Below are 25,201 nucleotides of genomic sequence, written 5' to 3' on the forward strand. Positions count from 1 at the left end.
TTAAATTACCTTTCTTTCACGGAGCTGTAATCAGAACCGGCACTTTCCGGAAGCTGTTTCATGATGCTGTCAACCGTGGTCCGGTAGGCAATATCCCGGTTGCTATCCTTTTTGCTCTGGTTCAACTGACCAGTCGCCCAGCCCTGCCAGATGATGTCGTTCGTACGGGCGTCGTAGACGTTGATCACCACCCGGTTTTCTTCATACTGACGGGTATACACGTTGTTGTAACCCGGGTTATACCACATCCAGTACGGAGACCAGGTGTTGTTTGACTGCACCTGCTGACGGTCTTTCGAGTCAGAGAAGAAACGAATCACCAAATCCGCTTCGCCCCCAACGACGGGTTTGTACCCTTTGGCGAGCATCGATTTTTCAATGGCATCGGCAATTCGGCGCTGGTTCAGGTTGCTGCCCGCAATCGGGTCGGCATTACGGCGTTGGTCGGCTTCAACCCGGAAGGTAGAAAACTGACGAACATTCACTTTTGGGTCATAGTCATATTTGACATTAATCGATGGCGCACAACTTGCCAACAGACCCAACATGAACAAACTGGCAATTATGCTCTTGATATTCATACGTTTAACGTGATTGAGATTATTATATTAGGGTTCGATTACTGCTGAACTCTTTTCTTAACGCTACGCGATTTCGCATTAGTATTTGCTCGTTAAAATAACGGTTTTTCAGCTTGCTTAGTTCATCTTTTTTTAGGATTCATTTCAGGCCGTAAGGGTTGGAATGAATTTTATAAGGCTCTGACTATGAGGGTTATATTTTTGTGAGATAGCTATTTTAGAAAAAAAGAAACCATCCGCCGGTGGGAGCGGATGGTTAAAAATTGTTAAGGAAAAAAAAGCTTATTGACGACCTACCTGAACGTTCAGGATCAGCTTCACATCGTCGCTGACGACCACACCACCGGCCTCGGTTACGGCATCCCAAGACAAACCAAATTCTTTCCGTTTGATCGTTCCGGTAATTTCAAAACCGGCTTTCGTGTTGCCGTAAAAATCCACCATCTGGCCACCTTCTTCGGCTTTCAGTGTGACGGATTTTGTAATTCCGCGGATCGTCAGATCACCAACGATGTCGTAGGTATCATCGCCGGTTTTCGTTACCGACGTCGATTCGAAGATCAGTTTCGGGTGGTTGGCCGCATCAAAAAAGTCCGCCGATTTCAGGTGACCGTCGCGTTGTTCGGCACCTGTCTGGATGCTGTCGATATCGGCTGAAAAGGTCAGCTTGGCACCGTCGAAGCTGTCACCGTTGGTCTCGGCCTGGCCTTCAAATGATGTAAATTTACCCGTTACGTTCGACACCATCAGGTGACGGACTTTAAATTGAATTTCGGAGTGGGAAGGATCGATGGTCCAAACGGTTGTTGCGGGAGCTGAAGTAGCCATTGTTGTAAGAGTTTTAATTATAATGTAGTGACATTTAATGTAAATACATTAAATGTTCAAAAATGGTTTCAAGCTTACAAATTTTTTTCTTAAAAATACATGCCCTGCTCGCTGGATCTATCCTATAGGCGGAAGTCGTTCGGTAGATTAGCATGAAGGAGGGTTTCACCCTTACCTTTTTCGGCTACTTTTCGACACATTCCGGCAAAATAGCGACACACCAAAACCGCCCCGCAACGTAGCATCAGGTGGCAGCGTATTAATAAATGAAAGCAGCTACCAGCCGGTGATTCAACGTCGAAGTCAATTGCTCGCCCGGATCAGCGAATGATTCCCTACCAACCAATTCTATTATGGTGTATTCTTACTTTCTGTCAGTGAACCTTCCTCTTGTTAGGGCATGGTGATCTTGATAAGAATGCGTCGGTCGTGACTGGGTAAGACTGACGCATTAGCCTCCTCCGGAACCTAGGCCGGAGGAGGCTTACCCAGCCCAACAGGATTGTTTCTGGAATTATTTTAATGGAGATGCTATGAAAACGCTGCCTTTGGTTTCGTTCTGCACCTTGTTTGTGCTGCTGCTTTCCCAAAAGCAGACTGAAAAAGTGGCGCAGGATGCACCCTCCGACGACTTCGTACCAGTGGCCACCATCGACTACGACTTAAGCGCTGACGGGAAATCAACTACCTATAAATATACCGCCTACGAGAGTGGCCATTGGGTGTCGCTCGAAAGCTGGAACAAACCGGTTCGTTCCGAAGCCGACGTGGCGAGTCTGGTTTTCCAGCGTTGATTTTTGTTTTGTTCGTGCTAATTACCCTAACCCGAATCGATTGGCCCCTGGTATTGTCGGGGCCAATTTTGTCAAAGAAAAACCCCGCCACTATTCGCGCGACGGGGTTTACCAGTTCAAGTAAGCTTATATTTATTTGGAGAGCGCTTCGGCACCGCCGACGATCTCAAGGATTTCTTTGGTAATAGCGGCCTGACGGGTCCGGTTGTAGACCAGTTTAAGTTCTTTCAGAAGCTCCCCGGCGTTCTCCGTCGCTTTGTCCATCGCCGTCATCCGGGCGCCATGCTCCGACGCGTTCGATTCCAGAACGGCCTTATACAACTGAATTTTCAGCGTCTTTGGAATCAGTTCCGTGATGATTTCTTCTTCCGAAGGTTCGAAGAGGTAATTGACGTTGACGGTTTTGGTCGCCGATGGCGTCGGGGCGGAAACGATCGGTAGAAATTGCTCAGAGCGAATGATTTGGGTGGCAACGTTTTTAAATTCGTTGAAAACGATCACGATCTGATCGAACTGCCCCGCCGTGAAGGCATTCATGGCTTCTTCGGCGGCCAAACGGACTTTGGCAAAACTCAGTGCCTGGAAGGTGTCAATGTAGTTGGTATTGACTTTAAAGCCCCGGCGCTGGAACGCTTCGGCACCTTTTTTGCCGATCGCCATGATTTCGACATTGCCCCGGCGAGCCTGCTCGGCGTAGCGGCCGTTGATCAGCGTAAGCGCTTCTTTAATGACGTTGGTATTAAAAGCACCGGCCAAGCCCCGATCGGAGGTTACCAGAATCAGCAACACCCGTTCTACCGGCCGAACCTGGTTGTACGGACTTTCGGCCGCCAGTTCGGCACCGGCCGCCACTGTGCTGAGCATTTCACTCAGTTTCTGGGCATAGGGGCGCATTTGTATGATACCATCCTGAGCCCGGCGCAGTTTGGCAGCCGCTACCATTTTCATGGCTTTGGTGATCTGCTGCGTCGAGATAATCGAAGAAATCCGGCTTCGTACTTCTTTTAGAGAGGCCATTGTTGTTGGTTGTAGAGTGGTGGATTTGAGCGCCGACGCGGAAAACCGGTCGAACACTCAAATCCTGAACTCCTGAATTTCCAGAATCTAACCTTTATGCGTACCGAGCAGCTAATTCCGTAGCGACCTTTTTCACCACGGCGATGATGCTGTCGTCCAGTTTGCCGGCCCGAAGCTGGTCGAGCGTATCCTGGTGTTGCGCACTCATCTGGTTAGCAAATTCGGCTTCAAATTCTTTCACTTTGTTGACCGGCACGCGGTCGAGGAAGCCGTTGGTCGAGGCCAGAATGATCGCGACCTGCTGTTCAACGGCGACCGGCGAGTATTGGGGCTGCTTCAGAATCTCCTGGTTCCGGCGGCCCCGTTCGATGGTCAGTTTCGTAGAAGCATCCAGATCCGAACCGAACTTGGCGAAGGCTTCCAGCTCACGGAACTGGGCCTGATCCAGTTTCAGCGTACCGGCCACTTTTTTCATCGACTTGATCTGCGCGTTACCACCCACCCGTGATACCGAAATACCGACGTTGATCGCCGGACGGATACCGGAGTTGAACAGGTTGGTTTCGAGGAAGATCTGACCGTCGGTAATCGAAATCACGTTGGTCGGGATGTAGGCCGAAACGTCACCGGCCTGGGTTTCGATAATCGGCAGCGCCGTCAGCGAACCACCTCCTTTTACCTTGCCAATCAGCGACGGCGGCAGGTCGTTCATCGTAGCCGCGATTTCGTCGTTGCTGATGACTTTGGCGGCCCGTTCCAGCAACCGGCTGTGCAGGTAGAAAACGTCTCCCGGATACGCTTCGCGGCCCGGGGGGCGACGCAGCAGCAGGGAGACTTCGCGGTAAGCCACGGCCTGTTTCGACAAGTCGTCGTAAACCACCAGGGCCGGACGACCCGTGTCGCGGAAGTATTCGCCAATGGCGGCACCGGTAAAGGGCGCAAAGAACTGCATCGGGGAGGGATCGGCAGCCGGAGCGGCCACAATCACCGTGTAATCCATCGCACCAGCCCGGCGTAGCGTCGCTTCCACCTGCTTGATGGTCGAGGCTTTCTGACCGCAGGCTACGTAGATACAGTAAACCGGCTGGCCTTTATCGTAAAATTCTTTCTGGTTAATAATCGTATCGATGGCCACGGCGGTTTTCCCCGTCTGGCGGTCACCGATGATCAACTCGCGCTGACCCCGGCCAACCGGAATCATGGCGTCGATGGATTTAATACCGGTTTGCAGCGGCTCGGTTACGGGCTGGCGGAAGATAACCCCCGGCGCTTTCCGCTCCAGTGGCATCGCGAACGTCTCCCCGGTAATCGGGCCCATACCGTCGATCGGTTGGCCCAGCGTGTTCACAACCCGACCCAGAATGCCTTCACCTACGTTGACGTAAGCAATCTGATTCGTCCGTTTCACGGTAGCACCTTCCTTGATTTCGCTATAGTCACCGAGCAATACGGTTCCGACGTTGTCTTCTTCGAGGTTCAGGGCGAGGGCCTGCAACCCGTTTTCGAATACCAGCAATTCACCGGCCTGGACGTTCGATAGTCCGTAAATGCGGGCTACCCCATCACCGATTTGTAATACCGTACCAACTTCTTCGAGTTCGGCAGCGGTTCTGGAGTTCGATAGCTGTTCCCGGAGAATGGCCGAAACCTCGTCGGGTCTAACTGATACCATATGAGTGGAAGAATCTTTTTTTATGATGGTTCTAAGAATTCGGGTGCAAAGTTACGCACTAAATTTCACTAAAACAGAGGTTATGGAGAAAATTCCTCAAGCAAGTTTATACTTTTCTAAGAATTGACCCGAACCTTTTTGATTCAGTGGTCTCATCCGGTTTTAATCAGGTTTTAACCAGTTTCTAATCCGGGCTGAAAAAAATTAACAATTATTAACTTCATCGTGTTGAGATGCTGATAATTGTTCTTTACTTTAGTGAATTACTGACCAGCCTGGTCAGATAAGCGGTTGTTCTTTTAAGGAGTCTGCTTATTGGGGCTGGCCGTTGACCCCCGTTCATCACCATCCATCAATAATTTGTTTTATAAAATCCCGCTATTGCCAAACTTTTGTCCTACAACTTTACGTTTTCAGCATACTAGACTTTTTGGAATACAACTTTTGAATTTTCACATGACGATTAAACAATGGACTGTGGCCGGTCTTTTCTCGGCTGTATTGGTAACGGGTCAGGTAGTGGCTCAAACAAAAAAACCGGCTGCCAAGCCCCAACCGAAGGCCCCGGCTGCTGCTGTAGCTGCTTCCCCGATTAAACTCACGAACACGATTGATTCCGTCAGTTACAGCATTGGGGTGAATGTCGGCTTAGGCCTGAAGAATCAAAATCTCGGGAATGCGAATATCAGTGCCATTACAAAAGCCTTACAGGATGTCCTGCGCTCTCAGAACACTCAGATTGCGCCCGAACAGGCTAACCAGATCATCGGTGAGTTTTTCCAGCGTGAACGGTCGGTCAAAGCGGAAGCCAACAAAAAAGTCGGCGAACAGTTCTTAGCCGAAAACAAGAAGAAACCCGGCGTGATGACCACCGCCAGCGGCTTGCAGTACGAAATTGTGAAGGAAGGAACCGGGCCTAAACCGCAAACTACCGACACCGTAAAAGCCCATTATACCGGCCGGTTGATCGACGGTACGGTTTTCGATAGTTCGGTTGAGCGGGGCCAGCCGCTCGAAATCCCGGTTAATCAGGTAATCCAGGGGTGGAGTGAAGCGTTACAACTGATGCCGGTCGGCTCGAAGTGGAAACTGTATATTCCGTCGACGCTCGCTTATGGCTCGCAGGGAACCGGCCCGCAGATCGGCCCGAATTCGACGCTCGTTTTCGATATTGAATTGTTAGAAATAGTGAAAAAGTGAGTGGCTTGGTGGGTTGAATGGTTAAAAATGGCTGAAAGTGTTTAAATGGCTAAAAAGATTATCTCGCGTTAGCATTTTTAACCCTTTAACCATCCAACCCTTCAAACCATCCAGTAAAGAAGTGGTGCTACATTAATCATAGAAAGGGAAGTATGAGAAAGTACCTCATTACGCTGGTCCCGGTGCTGATGCTGAGCCTTCAGCCGGGTCCACAAGCCGGGATGTCGGCCGTGCCGTTGCCGCCCCCAAGCGCCGATGACTTGAAGCCAACGGTGTCTCAGGAACACGTTGAACAACTGGTCGCCCGCTTGCTGACGACGCACCATTACCGCAAAGTGCGGCTGAATGACTCCCTGTCGTCGGTGGTGTTTGAAAACTACCTGAAGGAACTGGATGGGAATAAGGCCTATTTTCTGGCGTCCGATGTCAACTCGTTCGAGAAATACCGGAACAACATCGACGATCAGTTGATCAACGGTGAACTGACGGCGGCCTACGAGATCTACAATGTGTTCCGGAAACGGTATCAGGAACGGAATAAGTTCGTGCAGGAAAACCTGCAAAAACCGTTCGACTTCACGGCCGATGAAAATTTTAACACCGATCGCGAGAAAGCAACTTGGCCCAAAAATCTTGAAGAACAGAACGACTTGTGGCGCAAACTGCTGAAAAACCAGTCGCTCGAACTGAAGCTGACCGGAAAAGCCGATACGTCGGTGGTCAACAGCATGAAGTCGCGGTATAAAAACCTCGACCGCTACATGACCCGGATCAAAGCCGAAGACGTGTTCCAGATTTACATGAACTCGTTTGCCGAATCGCTCGATCCGCACACCAATTACATGTCGCCCCGCTCGGCCGACCGGTTCAATCAGGAAATGAGCGCTTCGCTGGAAGGCATTGGGGCGCTGTTGCAGGAAGACGGTGATTACATCAAAATTTCGGAAGTTATTCCCGGCGGCCCGGCTTTCAAGAGCAAACTGCTGACGAAAGGTGATAAAATCGTGGGCGTTGCCCAGGGCGACGGACAGATCGTCAACATCGTTGGCTACCAGGTTGATGATGCGGTCAAACTGATCAAAGGCCCCAAAGGAACAACCGTCCGGCTGCAAATCAAGTCGATCGATGCAACACCGAGTGCGCCACCGAAAGAAATCCGGCTGGTTCGCGAAAAAATCAAGCTGGAAGAACAACGGGCGAAAAAAGAAGTCATCGAAATCACCCAGAATCAGAAAAAATACAAGCTGGGCGTGATCACAATCCCGGTTTTCTACCGCGACTTTGAAGGTGCCCGCAAACGCGAAGAAGGGTTTGCTAGTACGACTGGCGACGTACAACGGTTTGTCAACGAACTGAAAGCCGAGAAAGTGGACGGCGTGGTGATCGATCTGCGCGATAACGGCGGGGGGTCGCTGACCGAAGCCATTACGCTGACTGGTTTGTTCATCTCACGCGGCCCGGTGGTTCAGGTGAAAGAAGCAACCGGGGATATCGAAGTGCAGACCGACCCCGATCCGTCGGTGCTGTACGATGGTCCGCTGGCGGTGCTGGTCAACCGGTTCAGTGCTTCTGCTTCCGAGATTTTTGCTGCGGCCATTCAGGATTACAAACGCGGAATCATCATTGGGAGCCAGACCTACGGGAAAGGAACCGTGCAGACGATGGTCGACCTGAATACCTGGCTGAAAGAATCCGAGAAGGTCGGGCAGGTGAAAATGACCATCGCGAAGTTCTACCGGATTAATGGGAGTAGCACCCAGCACAAAGGCGTCACGCCGGATATCGAATTGCCGTCGGCGTTCAGTGCGGAAGAGTACGGCGAAAGTTCCCAACCGAGCGCCCTGCCCTGGGATCAGATTGCCTCAGCTCGCTTTGAAGCTACCCGGAATCTAGACGATAAAGTGATTACCAAACTTCGTGACCGCTACGAGCAACGCGTGAAGTCGGATGCCGATCTGAAACAGTTGATGGCCGATTTTGCCGAACTGAAACGGGCCAAGGAAAAAACCGTGGTGTCGCTTCAGGAAGAAAAACGCAAAAAAGAGCGCGACGAAGCCGAAAAACGCCGGAAGTCGATCAATGCGTCGGCTGGCGAACCGGTAGCCACGAACGACTCGACGACCCCGGCCAAAGATCCGAAAGAAGATAAAGCGTCGAAAAAGGATTTGTATCTGACCGAATGCGGTCGGGTGCTGGCCGATTACATCGCTTTCACGAAAAATCCGCAGTAAGCGTTTCTGTCTTGTTGCTGAAAACCGCTCCGGTGTCATCGGAGCGGTTTTTAATTTTTGACCAAGGACAATGTAAATGAAATAGCCGATTGGTTAACTTTATCTAATCTCTGAGACGGTTTTTGTTCTTAACCTTCTGTCAACGATGACCCTGGATGAATTCAGAAGCCTGGAACTGGATAGTACCAGCGATTACGTGGTGATCCACCTCACGGGTGATTCGTATCCGCTGCAACCCGTTCAACTACTGGCCCCGCTGCCTACCGAAGATCAGCCGGTTTTGCACATAGCTCACCTCTCCGGCAAAAGGCGCTGGTCGGTTATTCCGTACGAATTCAGCGGACCAATAAGCTACCATTTCCGGCAGTTGAAGCTGGAAGCCATCGATTCCATGGAAGTCTTGCCCTTTTATGCCCGAAACCGGTTTAAGTAGCTGGTGGAAATCCTTATAAAACCGTCGGCTCCGAAGCAATTCGGAGCCGACGGCGTTTCTGGGGAGGACAGGAAGTGTTATTTAAATCAGCCGAAAGCGGACCCGGGCCAGATACTCCTGGCTTTCGTTGAAATTGGGTTCGTTCAAAAAGATTTTTTTGCCCATTAGCTGCTTGATCAGCGTGGCGTTCAAGCTTTTGTTGTCACCGTCGGAGATGCGCAGATCGGCCAACCGCTGCTGGCTATCGACCCGAAATTTAATCACGACTTCATCGTCGCTGTCGACCTCCTGCAAGACGTCCGGGTACATGACGTACGAAGCGATCTGCTGTTCGAGCGTCTGTTTGAGTGTTATCTTTTTGTGACTCGAGGCCCTTAAGGTAATTGCCAGGGCAAGGCAAAGCGTACTGAAAATCAAAACCGTTTTCATTAATAGTGTTGTTCAAAAAGTAAATGGTGTGGATATGTCAGATGACATTGCAAAAGTAGGGGGTCGGCCGGGGCGGTTTTAGCGCACAAGTACGCTTTTTGCAAAATGCGTAGTTTCCACCTATACCGTGCCAGAAGTACGTAGGCTTATCATAACTTCGGAAGGTTCTGAGTGAACGGTAGTTTGCCGGAATAAAAATTAGATATTGGCAGGATTTACTGTTGTATTATTTGGTCGGCGTGCGTGCATTCCAATTTTATTTTTATCTTGTTGGACAAACGCCCTATTCTCTTCAACCCATGACCACTCGTCGTTCCTTCTTCCGCCAGCTCAGCACAGCAGCCGCTGCCCCATTTATACTTCCTGACTTTACGTCCGAAACAAATCGCGCTCTGTTTCGGCGTCTGGAAAGTTCGGCCAGCCCGCAGCAAGTCGCGACCGATGAAGATTTCTGGGCCTGGATCAAGGCCGAATTTACGGTTTCGCCTAACCTCCTTAACCTGAACAACGGCGGGGTGAGTCCGCAACCGAAGTCGGTGCAGGATGCGCACATCCGGTTTTACCAGTATTCCAACGAGGCTCCGAGCTACTACATGTGGCGCATTCTCGATCAGGGACGCGAATCGCTCCGGACTAAGCTGGCCGATCTGGCGGGCACCTCACCTGAGGAACTGGCCATCAACCGCAACGCCACCGAAGGACTCAATACCATCATTTTCGGTCTGGATCTAAAACCGGGTGACGAGGTGATTCTGGCGAAACAGGATTACCCAAACATGATGAATGCCTGGAAACAGCGCGAAAAACGCGACGGAATTAAACTTGTCTGGCTCGATCTGAAACTGCCCTCCGAAAACGAGGATGAACTGGTTCGGCAATACGTCAGTGCCTTTACCAGCAAGACGAAAGTGGTGCACGTAACGCACGTGATCAACTGGACGGGCCAGATCATGCCGGTTCGGAAAATTGCCGATGCGGCCCACAAGCAAGGCATTGAGGTCATTTGCGACGGAGCACACAGCTTTGCTCATGTCGATTACAAAATTCCCGATCTGGGTTGTGATTATTGGGCCACTAGTCTGCACAAATGGCTTTGCGCCCCGTTTGGCAGCGGGATGATGTACATTAAAAAAGACAAGATCAAAAACGTCTGGGCATTGTTGTCGAATACCGATCCCGACGGAACCGACATCCGGAAATTCGAGTCGCTCGGAACCCGCTCGTTTGCGTCCGAGATGGCGATCGGCACGGCGGTCGATTTTCACCTGGGAATCGGAGCTGCCCGGAAGTTTACGCGGTTACATTACCTGAAAAATTACTGGGCCGAACGGGTGAAAGAAGTACCCGGTGTCAAATTATATACCTCGCTCAAACCAGAATTTGCCGGGGCGCTGGCTGTCGTCGGCGTCGACGGGCTCAAAGGCCCCGAACTGGAAAGCCAACTGCTGGGTACTTACAAAATCCATACAACGCCCATCTCACTGGGTGAGGTCAACGGCGTGCGCGTAACACCCCACATCTACACGACGCCCAAAGACCTCGACCGGCTGGTGGTGGCGATTTCGGAACTGGCGGGTAAGCAAAATTTGGCCGGAAAACAAAAGAAGAGCTGATCATGTATCGTAATTATCGGTTTTGCTTCGTTATGGGAGAAAACCGATGAGGATATGAAACCGTTTTCTAGGCTGCTTTTTCTGATCACGATTTCCGTCCAGGCTGCTGCCCAATTGGTCGTAAACCGGGTCAACATCAATCAACTGGATATTCAATACTGTCAATTGATCTGTGAATACCCCGGTCTGGGCGGCAAAGCGCGCGTGTATGTCGATTACGGACAGGCCGATTTCCGGGAGCGAATCAACAGTGAACTTCGTCTCTTCGACGAGGAAGGCAAACCGCTCGAGCGGTTTGATACGGTGATGCAGGCCGTTAATTTTGTCGAGAAAAACGGCTGGGAAGTCGTTTCGTTTCAGGTTACCCACTCGGGTGCCGGTTCGTCCAATCAGTTTATTTATTTGATGCGAAAGAAAAAACAGGACGGCAATCCGGTTTTCATTCGATAGGCAATTGATCCCATTTTTCGCCGGTTTGACCCCATTTCGATCCTTACCTAGTTGTTCCTACCTAGCTTTGTCTAAAACAACTGACTATGCGGGACATAACAGGCATCCGGCGGTACGAATTATGGTTCACGGCCGCACTAACCGTGGTTTACGTAGTTCGCCGATTGATTCAGGAAGCCGACCGGCTCAACTCAATGATCGAAGCTGTCTTGCAAAATGGAAGAGGCCGACCAGCCTCCATCACGCTACGGGAACTGGCGAATTATAACCACAATTTGAATAATAACCTGGCGCTGATTGCCGGGGTAGTATTCTTTCTGTTAGCCTGGTTCTTTTTCCACTATTGGGTCTATCCCAATCTTCAGCGTAGAAAAAACGACGAAGAAACCTGGCTGTTCGCGGGTTTGACACTTTTCTTTCTCGTTAGTAGCGTTGCGGTTTATTATTCCCTTAAATTGTACACACGGTATAAACTGGATGACTACAATTCCATCATTGGCTTAAAAGTCTATTCGCCATACAGTAAACGAAACGTACTGGCCGATACGATCGGGTTAGCCGTTTTGCTACTAGCATACGAACTGCTGAGTCAGCTAGGCTATTTTTTAGATCGGAAATTCGGGCAGGAATACCGGTACGTTAATTATTTTTTCTGGATTCCACTGGCGGCATTGTTGATGCTCTTTGCGTTAGGTGGGCACTTGCCTGAAACGCTCTGGGAACCACCCTTCGGTAATCTATTGATGGTACTCGTCACTTTAATCCAGTTCTACATACTTCAACGTTGTATTTACCAAACGATTTTTCCTTATGTACATCATTCTCGTTCAGGGGAGTTTATCGTTCGGATCCTTGTTTATCTTTTAATTTGGCTGGGGACAACTGTGGTAATATGGGGTGCGAGGTGGCAATTTAAATTCCCTGTTTACGGACTCAATTTGGGTTTATTGCTGCTTACCCTTTTTGTGCCGGGTTTGATCGCGCTCATGCGCCGGGTTTTCACGCGGGAGAAAATTCAACTCCAGACCCAGGTTTCCCAAACATCGGCCGAACTGGCGGGGCTGCAATCGCAGATCAACCCGCACTTTCTGTTCAACGCCCTCAACAGCCTGTACGCAACGGCTTTGCAGGAAAACAGCGAAAAAACCGCCGACGGTATTCAGAAGCTGGGCGACATGATGCGTTTTATGTTGCAGGAAAACAACCGCGACCGGATTCCACTGGAAAAAGAAATCGAATACCTCCGCAACTACATCCAGCTTCAGCGGATGCGGCTCGACGAATCGCACGGCATCGAAATCCGGGTGACGATTCAGGAGCCGGAACGGGACGTGGCCATTGCGCCGATGATGCTGATTCCGTTCGTGGAAAATGCGTTCAAACACGGTATTAGCCTGCGAAAACCGTCCTGGATTTTTATTACTTTGACCTGGGATTTGACCACGCTCTATTTCAAAGTCCACAATTCCCGGCATCCGGCTACTGCCAGCGACCCCGAAAAAGACCGGACCGGCATCGGGCTGGAAAACGTTCGGAAACGGCTGGAACTGATTTACCCGACCCGGCACACGCTGGCGATCCAGGCGTCGGAGCAGGATTATTTTATCGCCTTAACTATTCGGTACTGACCCTTCGTGAACCCCTTAACCGCTATCGCCATCGACGACGAACCGCAGGCCCTGGAGGTCGTGCGGATGCATGCCGCCAAAGTGCCGTTTCTGGCGTTGAAAGCCGGTTTTACGGATGCCTTCGAAGCGATTCCGTATTTGCAGAAAAACAAAATCGACCTGATTTTTCTGGACATCAAGATGCCGGATATTTCGGGCATCGAGTTTGTGCGGTGCCTGTCCACGGTGCCGATGATCGTCTTCACCACGGCCTACTCCGACTACGCCGTGCAGGGCTTCGAACTGGATGCCATCGACTACCTGCTGAAACCGTTTTCGCTGGCCCGCTTCCTGAAAGCCTGTAACAAAGCGCTGGATTTCAAGAATATCCGCAGCGAAACGGCTGAAGACTTTCTGTTTGTAAAAACCGGGTACGAAGAAGAAAAAGTCGAACTGAATGATATTCTGTACCTTGAAGCCGACGGCAATTACGTGACGTTCGTGTTGAAAAACCGCAAGCTGCTCAGTCGGCAGACATTGGCCGAGGTCTTGCGAACATTGCCCGAAAACCGGTTTGTTCGGGTTCACCGTTCCTACATTGTTTCGCTCCGGAAAGTCGATAAAATAGCCCGCACCGAAATCACCGTCAACGGCGTAAAAATACCGATTGGCGCTTCGTATGAAGAAAACGTGGCCGACCTGAAAAGCCGCCTGCTCAAAAACTAGCCGCCGGTTTCAGGCTCCAATCGGCTCCGTCTCTTTCCAGGTAAACCGGACGACCTGCTGCAAATCAGGGTGCAGGCTGATGGCGACCGGGCAGGTGTGGGCGATCTGCTCCATTTTGGCCCGAAACATTTCGTCGAAATCCGATGGTCCCATCACGATGTCAATTTCAATCCCGGTAATCCGCCGGGGGGCGTCTTTCGACATGATTTTCGTGATGCTCAATTCGCTCGTCGGCAGTTCGATGCCATCGCGCCGGGCTACAATGCCCATCGTGGTAATGATGCAGCTTCCCAGGGCCGTCGCCACCAGATCCGTGGGGGAGAAGGCTTCGCCTTTGCCGGTATTGTCGGTCGGCGCGTCGGTCAAAATCCGGGTGCCGGATTGCAGGTGGGTGGCTTCCGTTCGTAAGTCGCCTAAATACGTAGTATGAACTGTGGGCATGGTACCAAAAACTAATTAACCGTTATGCAATGAAAGTTAACAGAAAAATATACATTGCCGTACGCAACCATCCAATGAAACAGACCGTTACCCTTACGGAGCCGAATTGCGGGGTTGACGCGGAGTATATTTCTTCGTTTCAAAGTAAACTGTTATTTTTATTCTTACAAAAGTATTCTACTACGACCGTGTCACGAGTTTTTCCGATACTTACCATCATGGGTCTGCTGCTGACAATGCGCAGTGGATGGGCTCAGAACGTCGATACTGATGAAGACAAGTATACGTCGGTGACGACTTATGGCGTCACGACCAATACGAATTCCGGTATTCTGGGCGGTTTTGTGTTCCGGCATTCGAAAGCATTGCCGACGCTGTTTCAGGGGAAACGGCAGTTTCGGTACCTGGCCGTTGAGATTGTCAACGTGAAGCACCCCAAAGAAGTGCAGTCGTCGACGCCGTACTCGGGCGCCCGGTATGTGTACAATAAGCAGAATTACCTGTTTGTCGTCCGGCCGCAGTATGGCCGGGAGATTTCGCTGTTCACCCGGACCGCGGACGAGGGTGTGGCTATCAACGGGATTCTGGCGGTTGGCCCTTCCATCGGCGTGATCAAACCGTATTACGTGCAATATTCAACCCGGCCGGGCCAGGTCGACACGCGGCCGTTCGATCCGTCGCTCCAGCCGGAACTGATTGTCGGCGCGGGGAGCTTTTTTCAGGGGTTCGACAAATCGAAGCTGACCGTCGGCCTGAACTTCAAAGCGGCTGTTGCGTTCGAACTGAGCGCTTTCCGTAACAACATGACCGGGCTGGAGATCGGTTTTCTGGCCGAAGCCTTCCCGAAAGAAGTTGTGATTATGCACGATGCCAACAACCGCAGTGTGTATACCTCTGGTTTTGTGACCCTCTTTTTCGGGAACAAGCGATAAGAGCAGCAATCCTAAAACGGGGTGTTGGCTTCGGAAGACCCCGTGCGGGTGATCCGAAGCCAACACCCCGTCACTTTTTCCTTTCCGGCTTTTTCCCGAACTTTACGAACCAAAAATCCATTGTGTAGAAAACAGGATTTGAGGTGCGCTATGATTGAACTTCCCGTAATTCCTTCCGAACAACAACGGAACCGGAAACGACCCGACTGGTTGCGGGTGAAACTGCCCATCGGTCCCGAATACGCCAAAGTCCGTAAACTGGTCGATACCTATAAATTACATACGATTTGCGAAAGCGGTAACTGCCCGAACATGGGCGAGTGCTGGGGGGCCGGCACGGCCACGTTCATGATTTTGGGCAACGTCTGCACGCGGAGTTGTACGTTTTGCGCCGTCGCCACGGGTCGCCCGAACGAATACGATACCGACGAACCCCGGCGGGTGGCCGAAGCCATCCTGCTGATGAAAGTCAAACACGCGGTCATTACGTCGGTCAACCGGGATGAGTTGAAAGACCGGGGAGCCGAAATCTGGTACCAAACCGTCCGGGCCGTGAAGGAAGTGTCGCCTACGACGACCATCGAAACGCTGATTCCGGATACGAAAGGCAACTGGGATGCACTGATCCGGATGATTTCGGCCGGTCAGGAAGTGGTTTCGCACAACATGGAAACCGTCGAGCGGTTGTACCGGCGCGTCCGGCCCCAGGCCCGTTACGAACGCAGCCTGGAACAGATTCGCCGGACGAAAGACTTCGGCCAGCGGACTAAATCCGGCATCATGCTGGGTCTGGGCGAAACCGTCGATGAGGTGCTGAAAGCGATGGATGACTTGGTCGAGAACGGACTGGATATTCTGACGCTCGGGCAATACCTGCAACCCACCAAGATGCACCACGAAGTCATTGAGTGGATTCATCCCGAAACGTTTGCCATGTACCAGGAGGAAGGGCTGAAACGCGGTCTGAAATACGTCGAGTCCGGGCCGCTGGTTCGGTCGTCGTACCATGCCGAGCGGCACGTCAACGTGTAAAACCGCAACCCGAAGGAGCCAGGCAGAAAAAAGAGAGGGAAATAGGTTTTTGGGCTTTTTTCCCGCCCTTCCTTTCTGCTTTGCTCCTTTTTCCTTTTCTTGGTATGAATGAAAAAATACGACTTCATCATCGCAGGAGGAGGAATGGCCGGGTTGAGTCTGGCGTATTACCTGAGCCAGTCGCCCCTGCGCGACCGGTCCATTCTGATTCTGGACAAGGAAACCAAGCAACGCAACGACCGAACCTGGTGTTTCTGGGAACAACAGACCGGACCTTTTGAACCCATTTTGTTCCGGAAATGGAACACCGTCGAGTTTTTCGGAACCACCTACGAGGGACTGCTCGACATCGGTGATTACCAGTACAAAATGCTGCGCGGTATTGATTTTTACGAGTTCATGAAGAACCACCTCGCGCAGTTTCCCACGATTGAATTTCGCCAGGTGACCATCAACCGCGTGAAGGACACGCCCCAGGGCGGTTTTGTCATTGCCAACGACGAACCGTATATCGCCAGTTATGTCTTCGACAGCACGTTTGCCCTGAACCTGAAACGGCCCGAAAACCACAACCTCCTGCAGCATTTTAAAGGCTGGGTTATTCAAACCGAAAAACCGTGTTTTGACGTAAACCGCCCTTGCATGATGGATTTCCGGGTCGAGCAGCACGGCGACTGCCGGTTTTTGTACGTGCTGCCATTCGATGAACGGACAGCCCTGGTCGAATACACCATTTTCAACGACCGGTTGCTGGCCGACGCAGAATACGATACGGCCTTGATCGATTACATCAGCCGGTTTCTGGATACGGGAAACTATACCATTCAGGAAACCGAATTTGGCATTATTCCGATGTCGGATGAACCAACCCAGGAGCGGGCGGGTCGGCGGGTCGTCCGGATTGGCACCTCGGGCGGTTACACCAAACCGTCGACGGGCTACACCTTCCAGCGTACGCAGCGGTATTTACACGAAATTGTGCAGAATCTCGTCGCCATCGGCAAGCCCCGACGCCGGAAACCGTGGCTTCGGCGGGTTTTTAAAAAGTACCTGGACAGTGTGCTGCTGAATGTGCTGCAATACCGGCGACACCCGGCCGACGACGTCTTTACGCGCCTGTACCAATACAACCCCCCTGGCCAGATTTTCCGGTTTCTGGACGAAGATACCACGTTCACGGAGGATCTCAAAATCATGTCGACCGTACCGCTGGGGCCATTTACCGTGGCTGCGCTGGATGTGTTGCGGAAAAAGGTTTTGCGGATTTGAGGGGGCGACAACACGCTTCCATTTTCTGACTGACTGCTTTTGTCATCCCGACGACAGGAGGGATGACAAAAAGCCTTATTAATTGCTTCACAATTGCGCAAAACGAGTAGTATTTTGCAAAAAAATCTTTATTGTGTAATACTCACAAACAGGGTTTCATGCAGAAGCGCATTTACGTCATCGGCTTGTTGGGTGCGGGACTTTGGGGTCTGTTAAGCTTCATCACCATGCGGCAGGAAAGTCCGTCGCCCGCCCGGACACCCGCCGAAGAACTTACCACGTTTCAACTCGAACCCGGGCTGACAATCCAGCTCGTTGCGGCCGAACCGATGGTGCAGGACCCGGTCGTGATCACGTTCGACGAAGACGGGCGGCTGTGGGTGGTCGAGATGCGGGGTTTCATGCCTGACATGGACGGAACCGGCGAGGAAAAACCGGTGGGCCGCATTTCGGTCTTAGAGGATACAAATGGCGACGGGCAGATGGACGTCAGCAAAATCTACCTCGATAGTCTGGTGTTGCCGCGGGCCATTGCCCTGGTACCAGGGGGCGCTCTGGTGGTTGAAAACAGCAAACTATGGATGACCGAAGACCGGAACGGGGATTTAAAAGCGGACAGTAAAACGCTGATCGATGCCCAATACGCCGGAAGCGGTTTGCCCGAACATTCCGGAAATGGCCTCTGGCGTAGTATGGACAACTGGTACTACAACGCCAAATCCCGGCTGCGGTACCGGCTTGCCAACGGAAGATGGGAGCGCGACAGCACCGAATTCCGGGGGCAGTGGGGCATTAGCCACGACGACGAAGGGCGGCTTTATTACAATTACAACTGGTCGCAACTGCACGCCGATCTGGTGCCGCCGAACTACCTTTCCCGCAACAAAAACCATACGCCAACCACGGGCATCGATGTCGGCCTAACGCTCGACCGGCGTGTGTATCCCATCCGGCCGACTCCAGCCGTGAACCGGGGCTACATTCCCGGCACGCTCGACAAAGGTGGTCGTTTACAGGAGTTTACAGCGGCTTGTTCGCCCCTGGTCTACCGGGGGACGGCCCTGCCGACGGAGTATAAAGGGAATGTGTTCGTTTGCGAACCCGCCGGAAACCTCATCAAGCGCAACCGGGTGGCTGAAGGCGTCATTTCGCTGACGGCCCAGGACCCGCATCCCGGGAAAGAGTTTCTGGCTTCGACCGACGAGCGCTTTCGGCCGGTTCACCTGGCATCGGGGCCGGATGGTGCGCTGTATGTGGCCGATATGTACCGGGGCCTGATCCAGCACAAAGCCTACGTGACGCCCTACCTGCGCGAACAAACGATCAACCGGGGGCTGGTGATGCCCATCAACCGGGGACGCATCTGGCGGATCGTACCGGAAAACTGGAAACCGGCAAAAGCCGTGAAGCTCTCGACGGCATCGACCAAAGAACTAGTCCGGCAATTGTCGAACCCCGACGGCTGGTACCGCGACATGGCGCAGCGGCTGCTGGTGGAGCGCAACGACAAAAGCCTGCAAAAACCGCTGGAGGATCTGGCGCAGAAAGGCAACAGTTCCTTAGGCCGGTTTCATGCCTTGTGGACGCTGGATGGCCTGAAACTGAGCCGGTCCGAGTTACTTTTAACCCTGTTGAACGATCCGGATGCCCGGATCAAAACCACCGCGTTGCGCCTATTGGAACCGATGGCTAAAACCGATCCGGTCGTTCGGACGACGCTGGCGCAGCGGCTTCTGACCGATTGGGAAAAAGCGCCGATCGAACAGATTCTTCAGATGACGTTTACGGCCGGAACGCTGGAACTAACGGCCTCGCATCGCTTGCTGGCCGGAATCGTCAACCGCTACGGAACGACGGCGTTGATTCGCGATGCGGCCATGAGTAGTCTTTACAACCAGGAGTTTGCGTTTCTAAAAGCGTTGCTCAATTCACCGCAGTGGCAGCGTCACGAGCCGTCGAAGGAGATTTTTCTGGAAATGCTGACGACTTCCATTGCCCGGAAGCGGAATCCGGCGGAACTCACCGAATTGCTGGCGATGCTGGACAAGGAATCGCTGGGCTGGCAGGAGAAGGCCGTGCTGACGAGTCTCTCGATCCTGGGTAGCACGACGAAGCAACCGATCAAACTAGCCGCAGCTCCGGGTATTCTGGCCCGTTCCAACCCCGGTATCGAACCCGCGCGGCTGGCGTCGCTGGCAGCCCTGTTTGAATGGCCCGGTCATACCGCCGTAAAAGTAAGTACCCCCCAAAAGAGTTTACTGAACGATGAGGAGCAAAAACTGTTTGTAACCGGCCGACAATTGTATCTGAGCACCTGTTCGGGTTGCCACGGTACCGATGGTGCCGGTCTGAACCGGTTTGGTCCTCCGCTAATCGGGTCCGACTGGGTGCTGGGCGACGAAAAACGGCTGGCACTAATCCTGCTGCACGGCATGGAAGGGCCGGTGGAAGTGGCTAAGAAAGTATACAACGTGCCCGATATTTTGCCGGTAATGCCTTCGCATTCCACGATGGACGACAATTCGATCACGGCCATCCTGATGTATATCCGAAATGAATGGGGCAACAACGCCGGTCCCATCGGACGCCGGACCGTCGGCATGACGCGGGTGACCTCGCAAGGCCGGGTGGTGCCGTGGACCGCCAAAGAACTGAATGCCTATATGCTGGAAGCGAAGGCTGGCAACGGGAAGTAAGCGGCCCGAATGAGTACCGAATTTGACTATTCCAATCCTCAACACATGGACAGACGAGAATTTTTACAGCGGGCGGGCGTTGGTGCCGTGGCGCTTACGCTCCCCGCGATGCCCGGTTTTTTTCGGGACGTTCCGATGGGCGTTGTCGTGCATTCGTACGGAACCCGCTGGAATTCAAAGATCGAGAGCCAGAAATACCCCGGTTTTACGAACGCCATTGAGTTGATTAAGCATTGCCGGGAAATCGGTGCGGGTGGCGTGCAGACGGTGGTAAAGGATTGGTCGGCGGATTTTGCCAGAAAAGTGCGTGACGAACGGGAAAAAGCCGGTTTGTACCTCGAAGGCTCGATCGGATTACCCAAAAAAGACGAGCAGGTGGCGGCTTTTGAACAGGAGGTCATCCATGCGAAGGAAGCCGGAGCTCAGGTGCTGCGGACGGTTTGCTCGAGCGGACGGCGTTACGAAAGTTATCACTCCCGCGATGAATGGCAAGCTTTGCGGAAAAACGCCGTAACGTCCCTGCAACTGGCCGAGCCGGTTTTGCGAAAACACAAAGTCAAACTCGCCGTCGAAAATCACAAGGACTGGCGGGCGCCCGAGCTGGTCGAGTTGATTAAACCGCTTCAAAGTGAGTGGCTAGGCGTCACGCTGGATTTCGGCAATAGCATTGCGTTGCTGGAAAATCCCATGGAAGTGGTCGAAACGCTGGCTCCGTATGTGTTTACGACTCATGTCAAAGACATGGGCGTACAGGAATATCCGGACGGTTTTCTGCTCTCGGAGGTGCCGCTTGGCAGCGGAATTCTGGAGTTGCCGAAGATCATCGCAATCTGTAAAAAACACAATCCGGCCGTTACCTTCAACTTGGAAATGATAACCCGCGACCCGCTGGAAGTCCCGTGCCGAAAAGACGAGTATTGGGCTACGTTCGAAGGGATTTCCAAAACGGACATGGAGCGGACCTTGCAGATGGTCAGACAGCATGCTGCCAAACCGGGGCTTCCCCGATTCTCCCAACTGCCACCCGAAGATCGCCTGGCGGCTGAAGAGAATAACATTCTGGCCTGCCTTTCCTACAGCAATAACAAACTAGGACTTCGGTAGGCGGTAAACGGTTTTCAGTTTACAGTATTTAGTATACGGTTTTCGGTATACAGTCACTACCGAAAACTGAAAACCGTTTACCGAAAACCGAACACAACTACATCACGTATGAGTAAACTACCTGGAATTAAGCAATTTGATCTGAGTGGGCGAGCGGCCATCGTCACCGGTGGCTCCAAAGGACTAGGCCTCGCGATGGCGGCCGGACTGGCTTCGGCGGGGGCTGATCTATTGCTCGTCAACCGGAATGCCGATGAAGGCGCTAAAGCGGCCGAAGAACTGAGCAAGGATTTTGGCGTAACCGCTCTCTCGTTCAGTGCCGACATTACCAATCAAAAACAGACCGAAACGATGGCCCGGGCGGCTCTGGATGCGTTCGGGCGGATCGATGTGCTGATCAACAGCGCCGGGATCAACATCCGCGGACCGATCGATGAGCTTAGCCTTGAGGAATTCAACCAGGTGATGACCGTGAACGTAACGGGTACCTGGCTCTGCTGTCGGGCCGTGACGCCGTATATGAAAAAAGCCGGGCGCGGCAGCATCATCAACCTGGCCAGCACACTGGGCGTGGTGGGCTTATCGAACCGCACGCCCTACACCTCCAGCAAAGGCGCGGTGGTGCAGATGACCCGCGCGTTGGCGCTCGAACTGGCACCGTTCAACATCAACGTCAACGCCATCTGTCCCGGACCATTTCTGACCGATATGAACGTGCCAATCGCCGACACGGAAGAAGGGAAAAAGTTTGTCGTAGGTGCCACGGCCCTGGGCCGCTGGGGGGAACTCCGGGAGATCCAGGGGGCCGCCATTTTTCTCGCCAGCGATGCGGCAACCTACCTGGTGGGTTCGATGCTGACGGTCGACGGCGGCTGGACGGCGAAGTAGAGCGGGCGGTTTATACATTCAGGAGACGTTTAAAGTCATCCATTCGAATGCTGTTGACTTTAGGAAATGGGATGGTCTCAAGAGCCGCAAAGTGACGATCATTGGTAATAATCCAGTCGGCATTAGCAGCAATCGAGGAGCGCACATGAGCAGGCAGTTGGTGTCAATCAGAACACGCATCAGCGCGGAGTGTAGGGAGTGCGCAAGTGCGCGTCAGCCAGCTTGTCCAGTTGGTCGGGCGAGAGTTCTTTTTCAGACCAGACCCGTTCCAGTTCCGCTTCGGCTTTTTGAAAAAAATAGTCTGAAATCAACTGCTGAATCGCCCTGGTATCATTTTCAGTGACCTCCTGCCGACCGAATAAGTCAAGCAGGTGCTGTTGCAGGGGATTGAGTTTGGTGGGAGGTTGAGCGGGATGTGACATACTATCTAGAACAAACGTTTGTCGCTGATTTGATTACATGCTCCGGCATTTTGTATTCCAAAGTTCGTCAATTCTGTGTCAGTTAGCAAATCCCGGTTTTGATCGACGGTCGAGGAATAAAATACGGTTTTATAGAAGACCCCTAACCCTTAAAAATAGCATTAATGCAATCGACTTACACCCCTACGATGAAACCTACCCGCGTCCGCTACGGCATGCTGGCGCTGGTTTTCGTCAACGTCGTCATCAATTACCTCGACCGCAGCAATCTGTCGGTGGCGGCTTCGGCGCTCAGCAAAGATCTGGCCCTGTCGCCGGTGGAGATGGGCTACATCTTTTCGGCTTTTGGCTGGACCTACGCGGTTTTGCAGATTCCGGGTGGCTTGGTAGCCGACCGCTTCGGTCCCCGGGTGTTGTACGCGTTCTGCCTGATAACCTGGTCCATTGCAACGGTCTTTCAAGGTTTCGCCCGGGGTTTTGCCAGCCTGTTTGGCCTACGTTTGGCAACGGGGGCCTTTGAAGCGCCTTCCTACCCGATCAACAACCGGATCGTGACCAGTTGGTTTCCCGACAACGAGCGCGCAGCCGCAACGGCCCTATACGTATCGGGCCAGTTTATCGGACTGGCGTTTCTGACGCCGGTGCTGGTCCTGATTCAAAATCAGGTGGGCTGGAAAGGCTTGTTTGTGATTACCGGCTTGGTCGGTCTGGCCTGGGGTGTTGTCTGGTATTTATCCTACCGCGATCCGCTGGACCATCCGACGGTCAATGAGGCTGAACTAACTTACATTGAAGAAGGGGGCGGTTTGTTTCGGGGGCAGAAACGGAATGCGGCCCAGCCAAGCGTCTGGAGTTGGGCTAATTTGCGGCTGGTATTCAGCGGCCGGACGCTTTGGGGCGTTTACATTGCGCAGTTTGCGGTCAATGCTACACTCTGGTTTTTCCTGACCTGGTTCCCAACCTACCTGGTGCAATACCGGGGGCTGGATTTCATCAAATCCGGTTATCTGGCTTCGGTGCCGTTTCTGGCGGCCTGTGCGGGGGTTCTGCTGTCCGGTTTTTTGTCCGATAATCTGGTCAAACGCGGCTGGTCGGTGAGTGCCGCCCGGAAAACCCCCATCATTGTCGGATTGATCCTGTCCGTCAGTATTGTTGGGGCCAATTACGCCACTGACACGGCCGCAATCATTTTTTTCATGGCCTTCTCATTTTTTGGTGCCGGAATGGCCCTGATTTCCTGGGTATTTGTCTCATTGCTGTCACCCAAACACCTGATTGGCCTGACGGGTGGCGTGTTCAACTTCATGGGCAACCTGGCGTCGATTATCGTGCCGATCGTCATTGGGTATTTGGCGAAAGACGGTAATTTCAAACCGGCGCTGGTGTTTATCGGATCGCTGGGCCTGCTTGGGGCCTGTTCCTACATTTTTCTGGTCGGTAAAATCGAGCGCCGGGCTAGCTGAAATCGGTTGGGGCCATCTGTCTGTTAAAGGAGACAAAAACCGGTTTCGGCTCTGGTTGAAAACGATGAGGCAGAAACGGATAGTCTGGCCAAATGCGTATCTTTGATGCTGAGGTAATTGATTTGGGATGAGCTACACAGATGCCGCATTGTTCAGGGATATTGAAAGGATCAAACAAATTCCAATCATCCCGACCATTCTTGATGTGATTTGTCAAACGACCGGAATGGGCTTTGCGGCCGTCGCCCGGGTTACGGAAAAACGCTGGATTACGTGCAGTGTTCGGGACGATATTCAGTTTGGGTTGATGCCTGGCGATGAATTAGAGATCGAAACTACCATTTGTAACGAAATCCGGACCCGGCAACAGCCGGTGATTATCGATCATGTGCGGGAAGATTCGGTCTACTGCCAGCATCATACGCCCCGGATGTATGGGTTCCAAAGCTATATTTCATTCCCTATTTTTCAGAAAAACGGTGAGTTCTTCGGCACCCTCTGCGCCATTGACCCCCATCCCCACGCGCTTAACAATGCCAGGGTGATCGGGCTATTCAGCCTTTTTACCGATCTGATTGCCTTTCATTTGCAGCAGGTCGATCTGCTCGACCACAGTTTGGGCGTTGTACAGCGACTGGATCATCAACTGGCCAATACCCTGAACGAAAACCGGCAATACCGGCGAATGTCCAGCCATAATTTACAGGAACCGCTTCGGAAACTCCGGATTTTTAGTGAAATGTTGATCGATGCTTCTGATCGAAAGGACATTAACCAGGCGAAACATCTGGCGTTGAAAATCAACGCCAATGCCCGGAAGTTTTCAATGATGATCAAGGGGCTGGCCGATTTTGTCGATCTGGAAGATGAAGAGTCTGTTAGTGAACCTGTCGATCTGAATAAATTGATTCGGGATGTCAGCGAACAGCTTGCCCCTCAGTTGCAGGCAAAACAGGCTATCATGGAGGTGGATGATCTGCCCCCGATCAACGGAATTCGATTGCAGTTAGAACAGTTGTTTTACCAGTTGGTTAGTAACGCAGTCAAATTTTCGCGGGAAGATACTCCGCCGGTTATTACGATTTCCTGTCAGCTGCTGGATAGCTGGCAACTCCCGTATCCGTTACCAGCCGGGGCCGCAGTCCGTTACCTGGCAATTCAGATCGCCGACAACGGCATTGGCATTGAAAAGTCGCAGCTCGAAAAAATCTTTGATCTGTTTATGCAGTTGCCCGATAAGCAGGTCCGGGAGGGAGAGGGATTCGGACTGGCGTACTGTCGCAAGGTCATTCAAAATCACTCGGGCCTGATCCGGGCACACTCCGAAGTTGGGGAGGGAACGACAATTACCGTGACGTTTCCCCTGACCTAAA

23 protein-coding genes are annotated in these 25,201 nt (G+C 52.3%); 16 read left to right on the forward strand and 7 right to left on the reverse strand.

The features are described 5' to 3' along the window. Positions 1-5 precede the first annotated feature (5 nt). Both ACO2Q8_RS24930 and ACO2Q8_RS24935 read right to left on the reverse strand, forming a co-directional pair. The gene (locus ACO2Q8_RS24930) at positions 6-581 is read right to left on the reverse strand and encodes a DUF4136 domain-containing protein (RefSeq protein WP_423347599.1); all 576 of its coding nucleotides are present in this window, start codon (positions 579-581) and stop codon (positions 6-8) included. A gap of 282 nt (positions 582-863) precedes the next feature. Beyond that, the gene (locus tag ACO2Q8_RS24935; protein ID WP_423347600.1) at positions 864-1,409 is read right to left on the reverse strand and encodes a YceI family protein; all 546 of its coding nucleotides are present in this window, start codon (positions 1,407-1,409) and stop codon (positions 864-866) included. A gap of 533 nt (positions 1,410-1,942) precedes the next feature. On the opposite strand from ACO2Q8_RS24935, the gene ACO2Q8_RS24940 reads away from it, so the two are divergent. After that, on the forward strand, positions 1,943-2,203 hold the full coding sequence (locus ACO2Q8_RS24940; RefSeq protein WP_423347601.1) for a hypothetical protein: 261 nt from the start codon (positions 1,943-1,945) through the stop codon (positions 2,201-2,203). Between the two features lie 132 nt (positions 2,204-2,335). On the opposite strand, the gene atpG is transcribed toward ACO2Q8_RS24940, so the two are convergent. Continuing rightward, on the reverse strand, positions 2,336-3,220 hold the full coding sequence (gene atpG / locus ACO2Q8_RS24945) for an ATP synthase F1 subunit gamma (protein ID WP_423347602.1): 885 nt from the start codon (positions 3,218-3,220) through the stop codon (positions 2,336-2,338). A 94-nt stretch (positions 3,221-3,314) separates the two neighbouring features. After that, entirely contained in the window at positions 3,315-4,892 is a 1,578-nt protein-coding gene (gene atpA, locus ACO2Q8_RS24950; RefSeq protein WP_423347603.1) for a F0F1 ATP synthase subunit alpha, read from the reverse strand. A 456-nt stretch (positions 4,893-5,348) separates the two neighbouring features. Here atpA and ACO2Q8_RS24955 point away from each other — a divergent pair, with 456 nt between their 5' ends. From ACO2Q8_RS24955 to ACO2Q8_RS24965, 3 genes are all read left to right on the forward strand, one after another. Beyond that, positions 5,349-6,092: an FKBP-type peptidyl-prolyl cis-trans isomerase gene (locus ACO2Q8_RS24955; RefSeq protein WP_423347604.1), complete on the forward strand. Its 744-nt coding sequence runs from the start codon at positions 5,349-5,351 to the stop codon at positions 6,090-6,092. A gap of 152 nt (positions 6,093-6,244) precedes the next feature. Continuing rightward, entirely contained in the window at positions 6,245-8,323 is a 2,079-nt protein-coding gene (locus ACO2Q8_RS24960) for a carboxy terminal-processing peptidase (protein ID WP_423347605.1), read from the forward strand. 145 nt (positions 8,324-8,468) lie between these two features. Next, positions 8,469-8,756 (forward strand): hypothetical protein, encoded by a 288-nt coding sequence (locus ACO2Q8_RS24965; protein ID WP_423347606.1) that lies wholly within the window; start codon positions 8,469-8,471, stop codon positions 8,754-8,756. An 81-nt stretch (positions 8,757-8,837) separates the two neighbouring features. On the opposite strand, the gene ACO2Q8_RS24970 is transcribed toward ACO2Q8_RS24965, so the two are convergent. Beyond that, positions 8,838-9,185, reverse strand: coding sequence for a hypothetical protein (locus ACO2Q8_RS24970; protein WP_423347607.1), 348 nt, complete (start codon positions 9,183-9,185; stop codon positions 8,838-8,840). 299 nt (positions 9,186-9,484) lie between these two features. Here ACO2Q8_RS24970 and ACO2Q8_RS24975 point away from each other — a divergent pair, with 299 nt between their 5' ends. The 4 genes from ACO2Q8_RS24975 to ACO2Q8_RS24990 all read left to right on the forward strand — a co-directional run bounded on the left by ACO2Q8_RS24975 (position 9,485) and on the right by ACO2Q8_RS24990 (position 13,581). Then, positions 9,485-10,798: an aminotransferase class V-fold PLP-dependent enzyme gene (locus tag ACO2Q8_RS24975; RefSeq protein WP_423347608.1), complete on the forward strand. Its 1,314-nt coding sequence runs from the start codon at positions 9,485-9,487 to the stop codon at positions 10,796-10,798. 54 nt (positions 10,799-10,852) lie between these two features. After that, positions 10,853-11,248, forward strand: a complete 396-nt coding sequence (locus tag ACO2Q8_RS24980) for a hypothetical protein (RefSeq protein ID WP_423347609.1) — start codon at positions 10,853-10,855, stop codon at positions 11,246-11,248. A gap of 86 nt (positions 11,249-11,334) precedes the next feature. Then, complete coding sequence (locus ACO2Q8_RS24985) at positions 11,335-12,876, forward strand: sensor histidine kinase (protein ID WP_423347610.1); 1,542 nt, start codon at positions 11,335-11,337, stop codon at positions 12,874-12,876. Positions 12,877-12,882: 6 nt separating this feature from the next. Continuing rightward, positions 12,883-13,581 carry a LytR/AlgR family response regulator transcription factor gene (locus tag ACO2Q8_RS24990; RefSeq protein WP_423347611.1) on the forward strand — a complete coding sequence of 233 codons (699 nt, stop codon included), beginning with the start codon at positions 12,883-12,885 and terminating at the stop codon, positions 13,579-13,581. A 9-nt stretch (positions 13,582-13,590) separates the two neighbouring features. On the opposite strand, the gene ACO2Q8_RS24995 is transcribed toward ACO2Q8_RS24990, so the two are convergent. Beyond that, positions 13,591-14,022, reverse strand: a complete 432-nt coding sequence (locus ACO2Q8_RS24995) for an OsmC family protein (RefSeq protein ID WP_423347612.1) — start codon at positions 14,020-14,022, stop codon at positions 13,591-13,593. Positions 14,023-14,210: 188 nt separating this feature from the next. Here ACO2Q8_RS24995 and ACO2Q8_RS25000 point away from each other — a divergent pair, with 188 nt between their 5' ends. The 6 genes from ACO2Q8_RS25000 (at position 14,211) to ACO2Q8_RS25025 (ending at position 21,943) form a co-directional block, all read left to right on the forward strand. Continuing rightward, the gene (locus tag ACO2Q8_RS25000; RefSeq protein ID WP_423347613.1) at positions 14,211-14,954 is read left to right on the forward strand and encodes a hypothetical protein; all 744 of its coding nucleotides are present in this window, start codon (positions 14,211-14,213) and stop codon (positions 14,952-14,954) included. Between the two features lie 150 nt (positions 14,955-15,104). After that, positions 15,105-15,986, forward strand: a complete 882-nt coding sequence (gene lipA / locus ACO2Q8_RS25005) for a lipoyl synthase (protein ID WP_423347614.1) — start codon at positions 15,105-15,107, stop codon at positions 15,984-15,986. 108 nt (positions 15,987-16,094) lie between these two features. Next, positions 16,095-17,255 carry a lycopene cyclase family protein gene (locus tag ACO2Q8_RS25010; RefSeq protein WP_423347615.1) on the forward strand — a complete coding sequence of 387 codons (1,161 nt, stop codon included), beginning with the start codon at positions 16,095-16,097 and terminating at the stop codon, positions 17,253-17,255. A gap of 158 nt (positions 17,256-17,413) precedes the next feature. Further along, complete coding sequence (locus ACO2Q8_RS25015; RefSeq protein ID WP_423347616.1) at positions 17,414-19,951, forward strand: DUF7133 domain-containing protein; 2,538 nt, start codon at positions 17,414-17,416, stop codon at positions 19,949-19,951. Between the two features lie 45 nt (positions 19,952-19,996). Further along, positions 19,997-21,055 (forward strand): sugar phosphate isomerase/epimerase family protein, encoded by a 1,059-nt coding sequence (locus ACO2Q8_RS25020; RefSeq protein ID WP_423347617.1) that lies wholly within the window; start codon positions 19,997-19,999, stop codon positions 21,053-21,055. A 108-nt stretch (positions 21,056-21,163) separates the two neighbouring features. Then, positions 21,164-21,943 (forward strand): SDR family NAD(P)-dependent oxidoreductase, encoded by a 780-nt coding sequence (locus ACO2Q8_RS25025; RefSeq protein ID WP_423347618.1) that lies wholly within the window; start codon positions 21,164-21,166, stop codon positions 21,941-21,943. Between the two features lie 179 nt (positions 21,944-22,122). Here ACO2Q8_RS25025 and ACO2Q8_RS25030 read toward each other — a convergent pair whose 3' ends face one another. Then, on the reverse strand, positions 22,123-22,365 hold the full coding sequence (locus ACO2Q8_RS25030; RefSeq protein ID WP_423347619.1) for a hypothetical protein: 243 nt from the start codon (positions 22,363-22,365) through the stop codon (positions 22,123-22,125). A 188-nt stretch (positions 22,366-22,553) separates the two neighbouring features. On the opposite strand from ACO2Q8_RS25030, the gene ACO2Q8_RS25035 reads away from it, so the two are divergent. Both ACO2Q8_RS25035 and ACO2Q8_RS25040 read left to right on the forward strand, forming a co-directional pair. Next, positions 22,554-23,828, forward strand: coding sequence for an MFS transporter (locus ACO2Q8_RS25035; RefSeq protein ID WP_423347620.1), 1,275 nt, complete (start codon positions 22,554-22,556; stop codon positions 23,826-23,828). A gap of 127 nt (positions 23,829-23,955) precedes the next feature. Further along, positions 23,956-25,200: a sensor histidine kinase gene (locus tag ACO2Q8_RS25040; protein WP_423347621.1), complete on the forward strand. Its 1,245-nt coding sequence runs from the start codon at positions 23,956-23,958 to the stop codon at positions 25,198-25,200. Position 25,201 lies beyond the last annotated feature (1 nt).

Source organism: Larkinella sp. VNQ87, assembly GCF_049445795.1.
In the GTDB taxonomy this organism is placed as follows: domain Bacteria; phylum Bacteroidota; class Bacteroidia; order Cytophagales; family Spirosomataceae; genus Larkinella.

Bases quoted from the DNA above. Each gene is read 5' to 3' on its own strand.
- ACO2Q8_RS24970 (WP_423347607.1), bottom strand. From the start codon at position 9,185: ATGAAAACGGTTTTGATTTTCAGTACGCTTTGCCTTGCCCTGGCAATT.
- atpG (WP_423347602.1), bottom strand. From the start codon at position 3,220: ATGGCCTCTCTAAAAGAAGTACGAAGCCGGATTTCTTCGATTATCTCG.
- ACO2Q8_RS24930 (WP_423347599.1), bottom strand. From the start codon at position 581: ATGAATATCAAGAGCATAATTGCCAGTTTGTTCATGTTGGGTCTGTTG.
- ACO2Q8_RS24995 (WP_423347612.1), bottom strand. From the start codon at position 14,022: ATGCCCACAGTTCATACTACGTATTTAGGCGACTTACGAACGGAAGCC.
- ACO2Q8_RS25035 (WP_423347620.1), top strand. From the start codon at position 22,554: ATGAAACCTACCCGCGTCCGCTACGGCATGCTGGCGCTGGTTTTCGTC.
- ACO2Q8_RS25010 (WP_423347615.1), top strand. From the start codon at position 16,095: ATGAAAAAATACGACTTCATCATCGCAGGAGGAGGAATGGCCGGGTTG.
- ACO2Q8_RS25020 (WP_423347617.1), top strand. From the start codon at position 19,997: ATGGACAGACGAGAATTTTTACAGCGGGCGGGCGTTGGTGCCGTGGCG.
- ACO2Q8_RS24965 (WP_423347606.1), top strand. From the start codon at position 8,469: ATGACCCTGGATGAATTCAGAAGCCTGGAACTGGATAGTACCAGCGAT.
- ACO2Q8_RS24955 (WP_423347604.1), top strand. From the start codon at position 5,349: ATGACGATTAAACAATGGACTGTGGCCGGTCTTTTCTCGGCTGTATTG.
- ACO2Q8_RS24975 (WP_423347608.1), top strand. From the start codon at position 9,485: ATGACCACTCGTCGTTCCTTCTTCCGCCAGCTCAGCACAGCAGCCGCT.
- ACO2Q8_RS25040 (WP_423347621.1), top strand. From the start codon at position 23,956: ATGAGCTACACAGATGCCGCATTGTTCAGGGATATTGAAAGGATCAAA.
- ACO2Q8_RS24940 (WP_423347601.1), top strand. From the start codon at position 1,943: ATGAAAACGCTGCCTTTGGTTTCGTTCTGCACCTTGTTTGTGCTGCTG.
- ACO2Q8_RS24935 (WP_423347600.1), bottom strand. From the start codon at position 1,409: ATGGCTACTTCAGCTCCCGCAACAACCGTTTGGACCATCGATCCTTCC.
- ACO2Q8_RS24985 (WP_423347610.1), top strand. From the start codon at position 11,335: ATGCGGGACATAACAGGCATCCGGCGGTACGAATTATGGTTCACGGCC.
- ACO2Q8_RS24980 (WP_423347609.1), top strand. From the start codon at position 10,853: ATGAAACCGTTTTCTAGGCTGCTTTTTCTGATCACGATTTCCGTCCAG.
- atpA (WP_423347603.1), bottom strand. From the start codon at position 4,892: ATGGTATCAGTTAGACCCGACGAGGTTTCGGCCATTCTCCGGGAACAG.
- ACO2Q8_RS24960 (WP_423347605.1), top strand. From the start codon at position 6,245: ATGAGAAAGTACCTCATTACGCTGGTCCCGGTGCTGATGCTGAGCCTT.
- lipA (WP_423347614.1), top strand. From the start codon at position 15,105: ATGATTGAACTTCCCGTAATTCCTTCCGAACAACAACGGAACCGGAAA.
- ACO2Q8_RS25025 (WP_423347618.1), top strand. From the start codon at position 21,164: ATGAGTAAACTACCTGGAATTAAGCAATTTGATCTGAGTGGGCGAGCG.
- ACO2Q8_RS25030 (WP_423347619.1), bottom strand. From the start codon at position 22,365: ATGTCACATCCCGCTCAACCTCCCACCAAACTCAATCCCCTGCAACAG.
- ACO2Q8_RS25015 (WP_423347616.1), top strand. From the start codon at position 17,414: ATGCAGAAGCGCATTTACGTCATCGGCTTGTTGGGTGCGGGACTTTGG.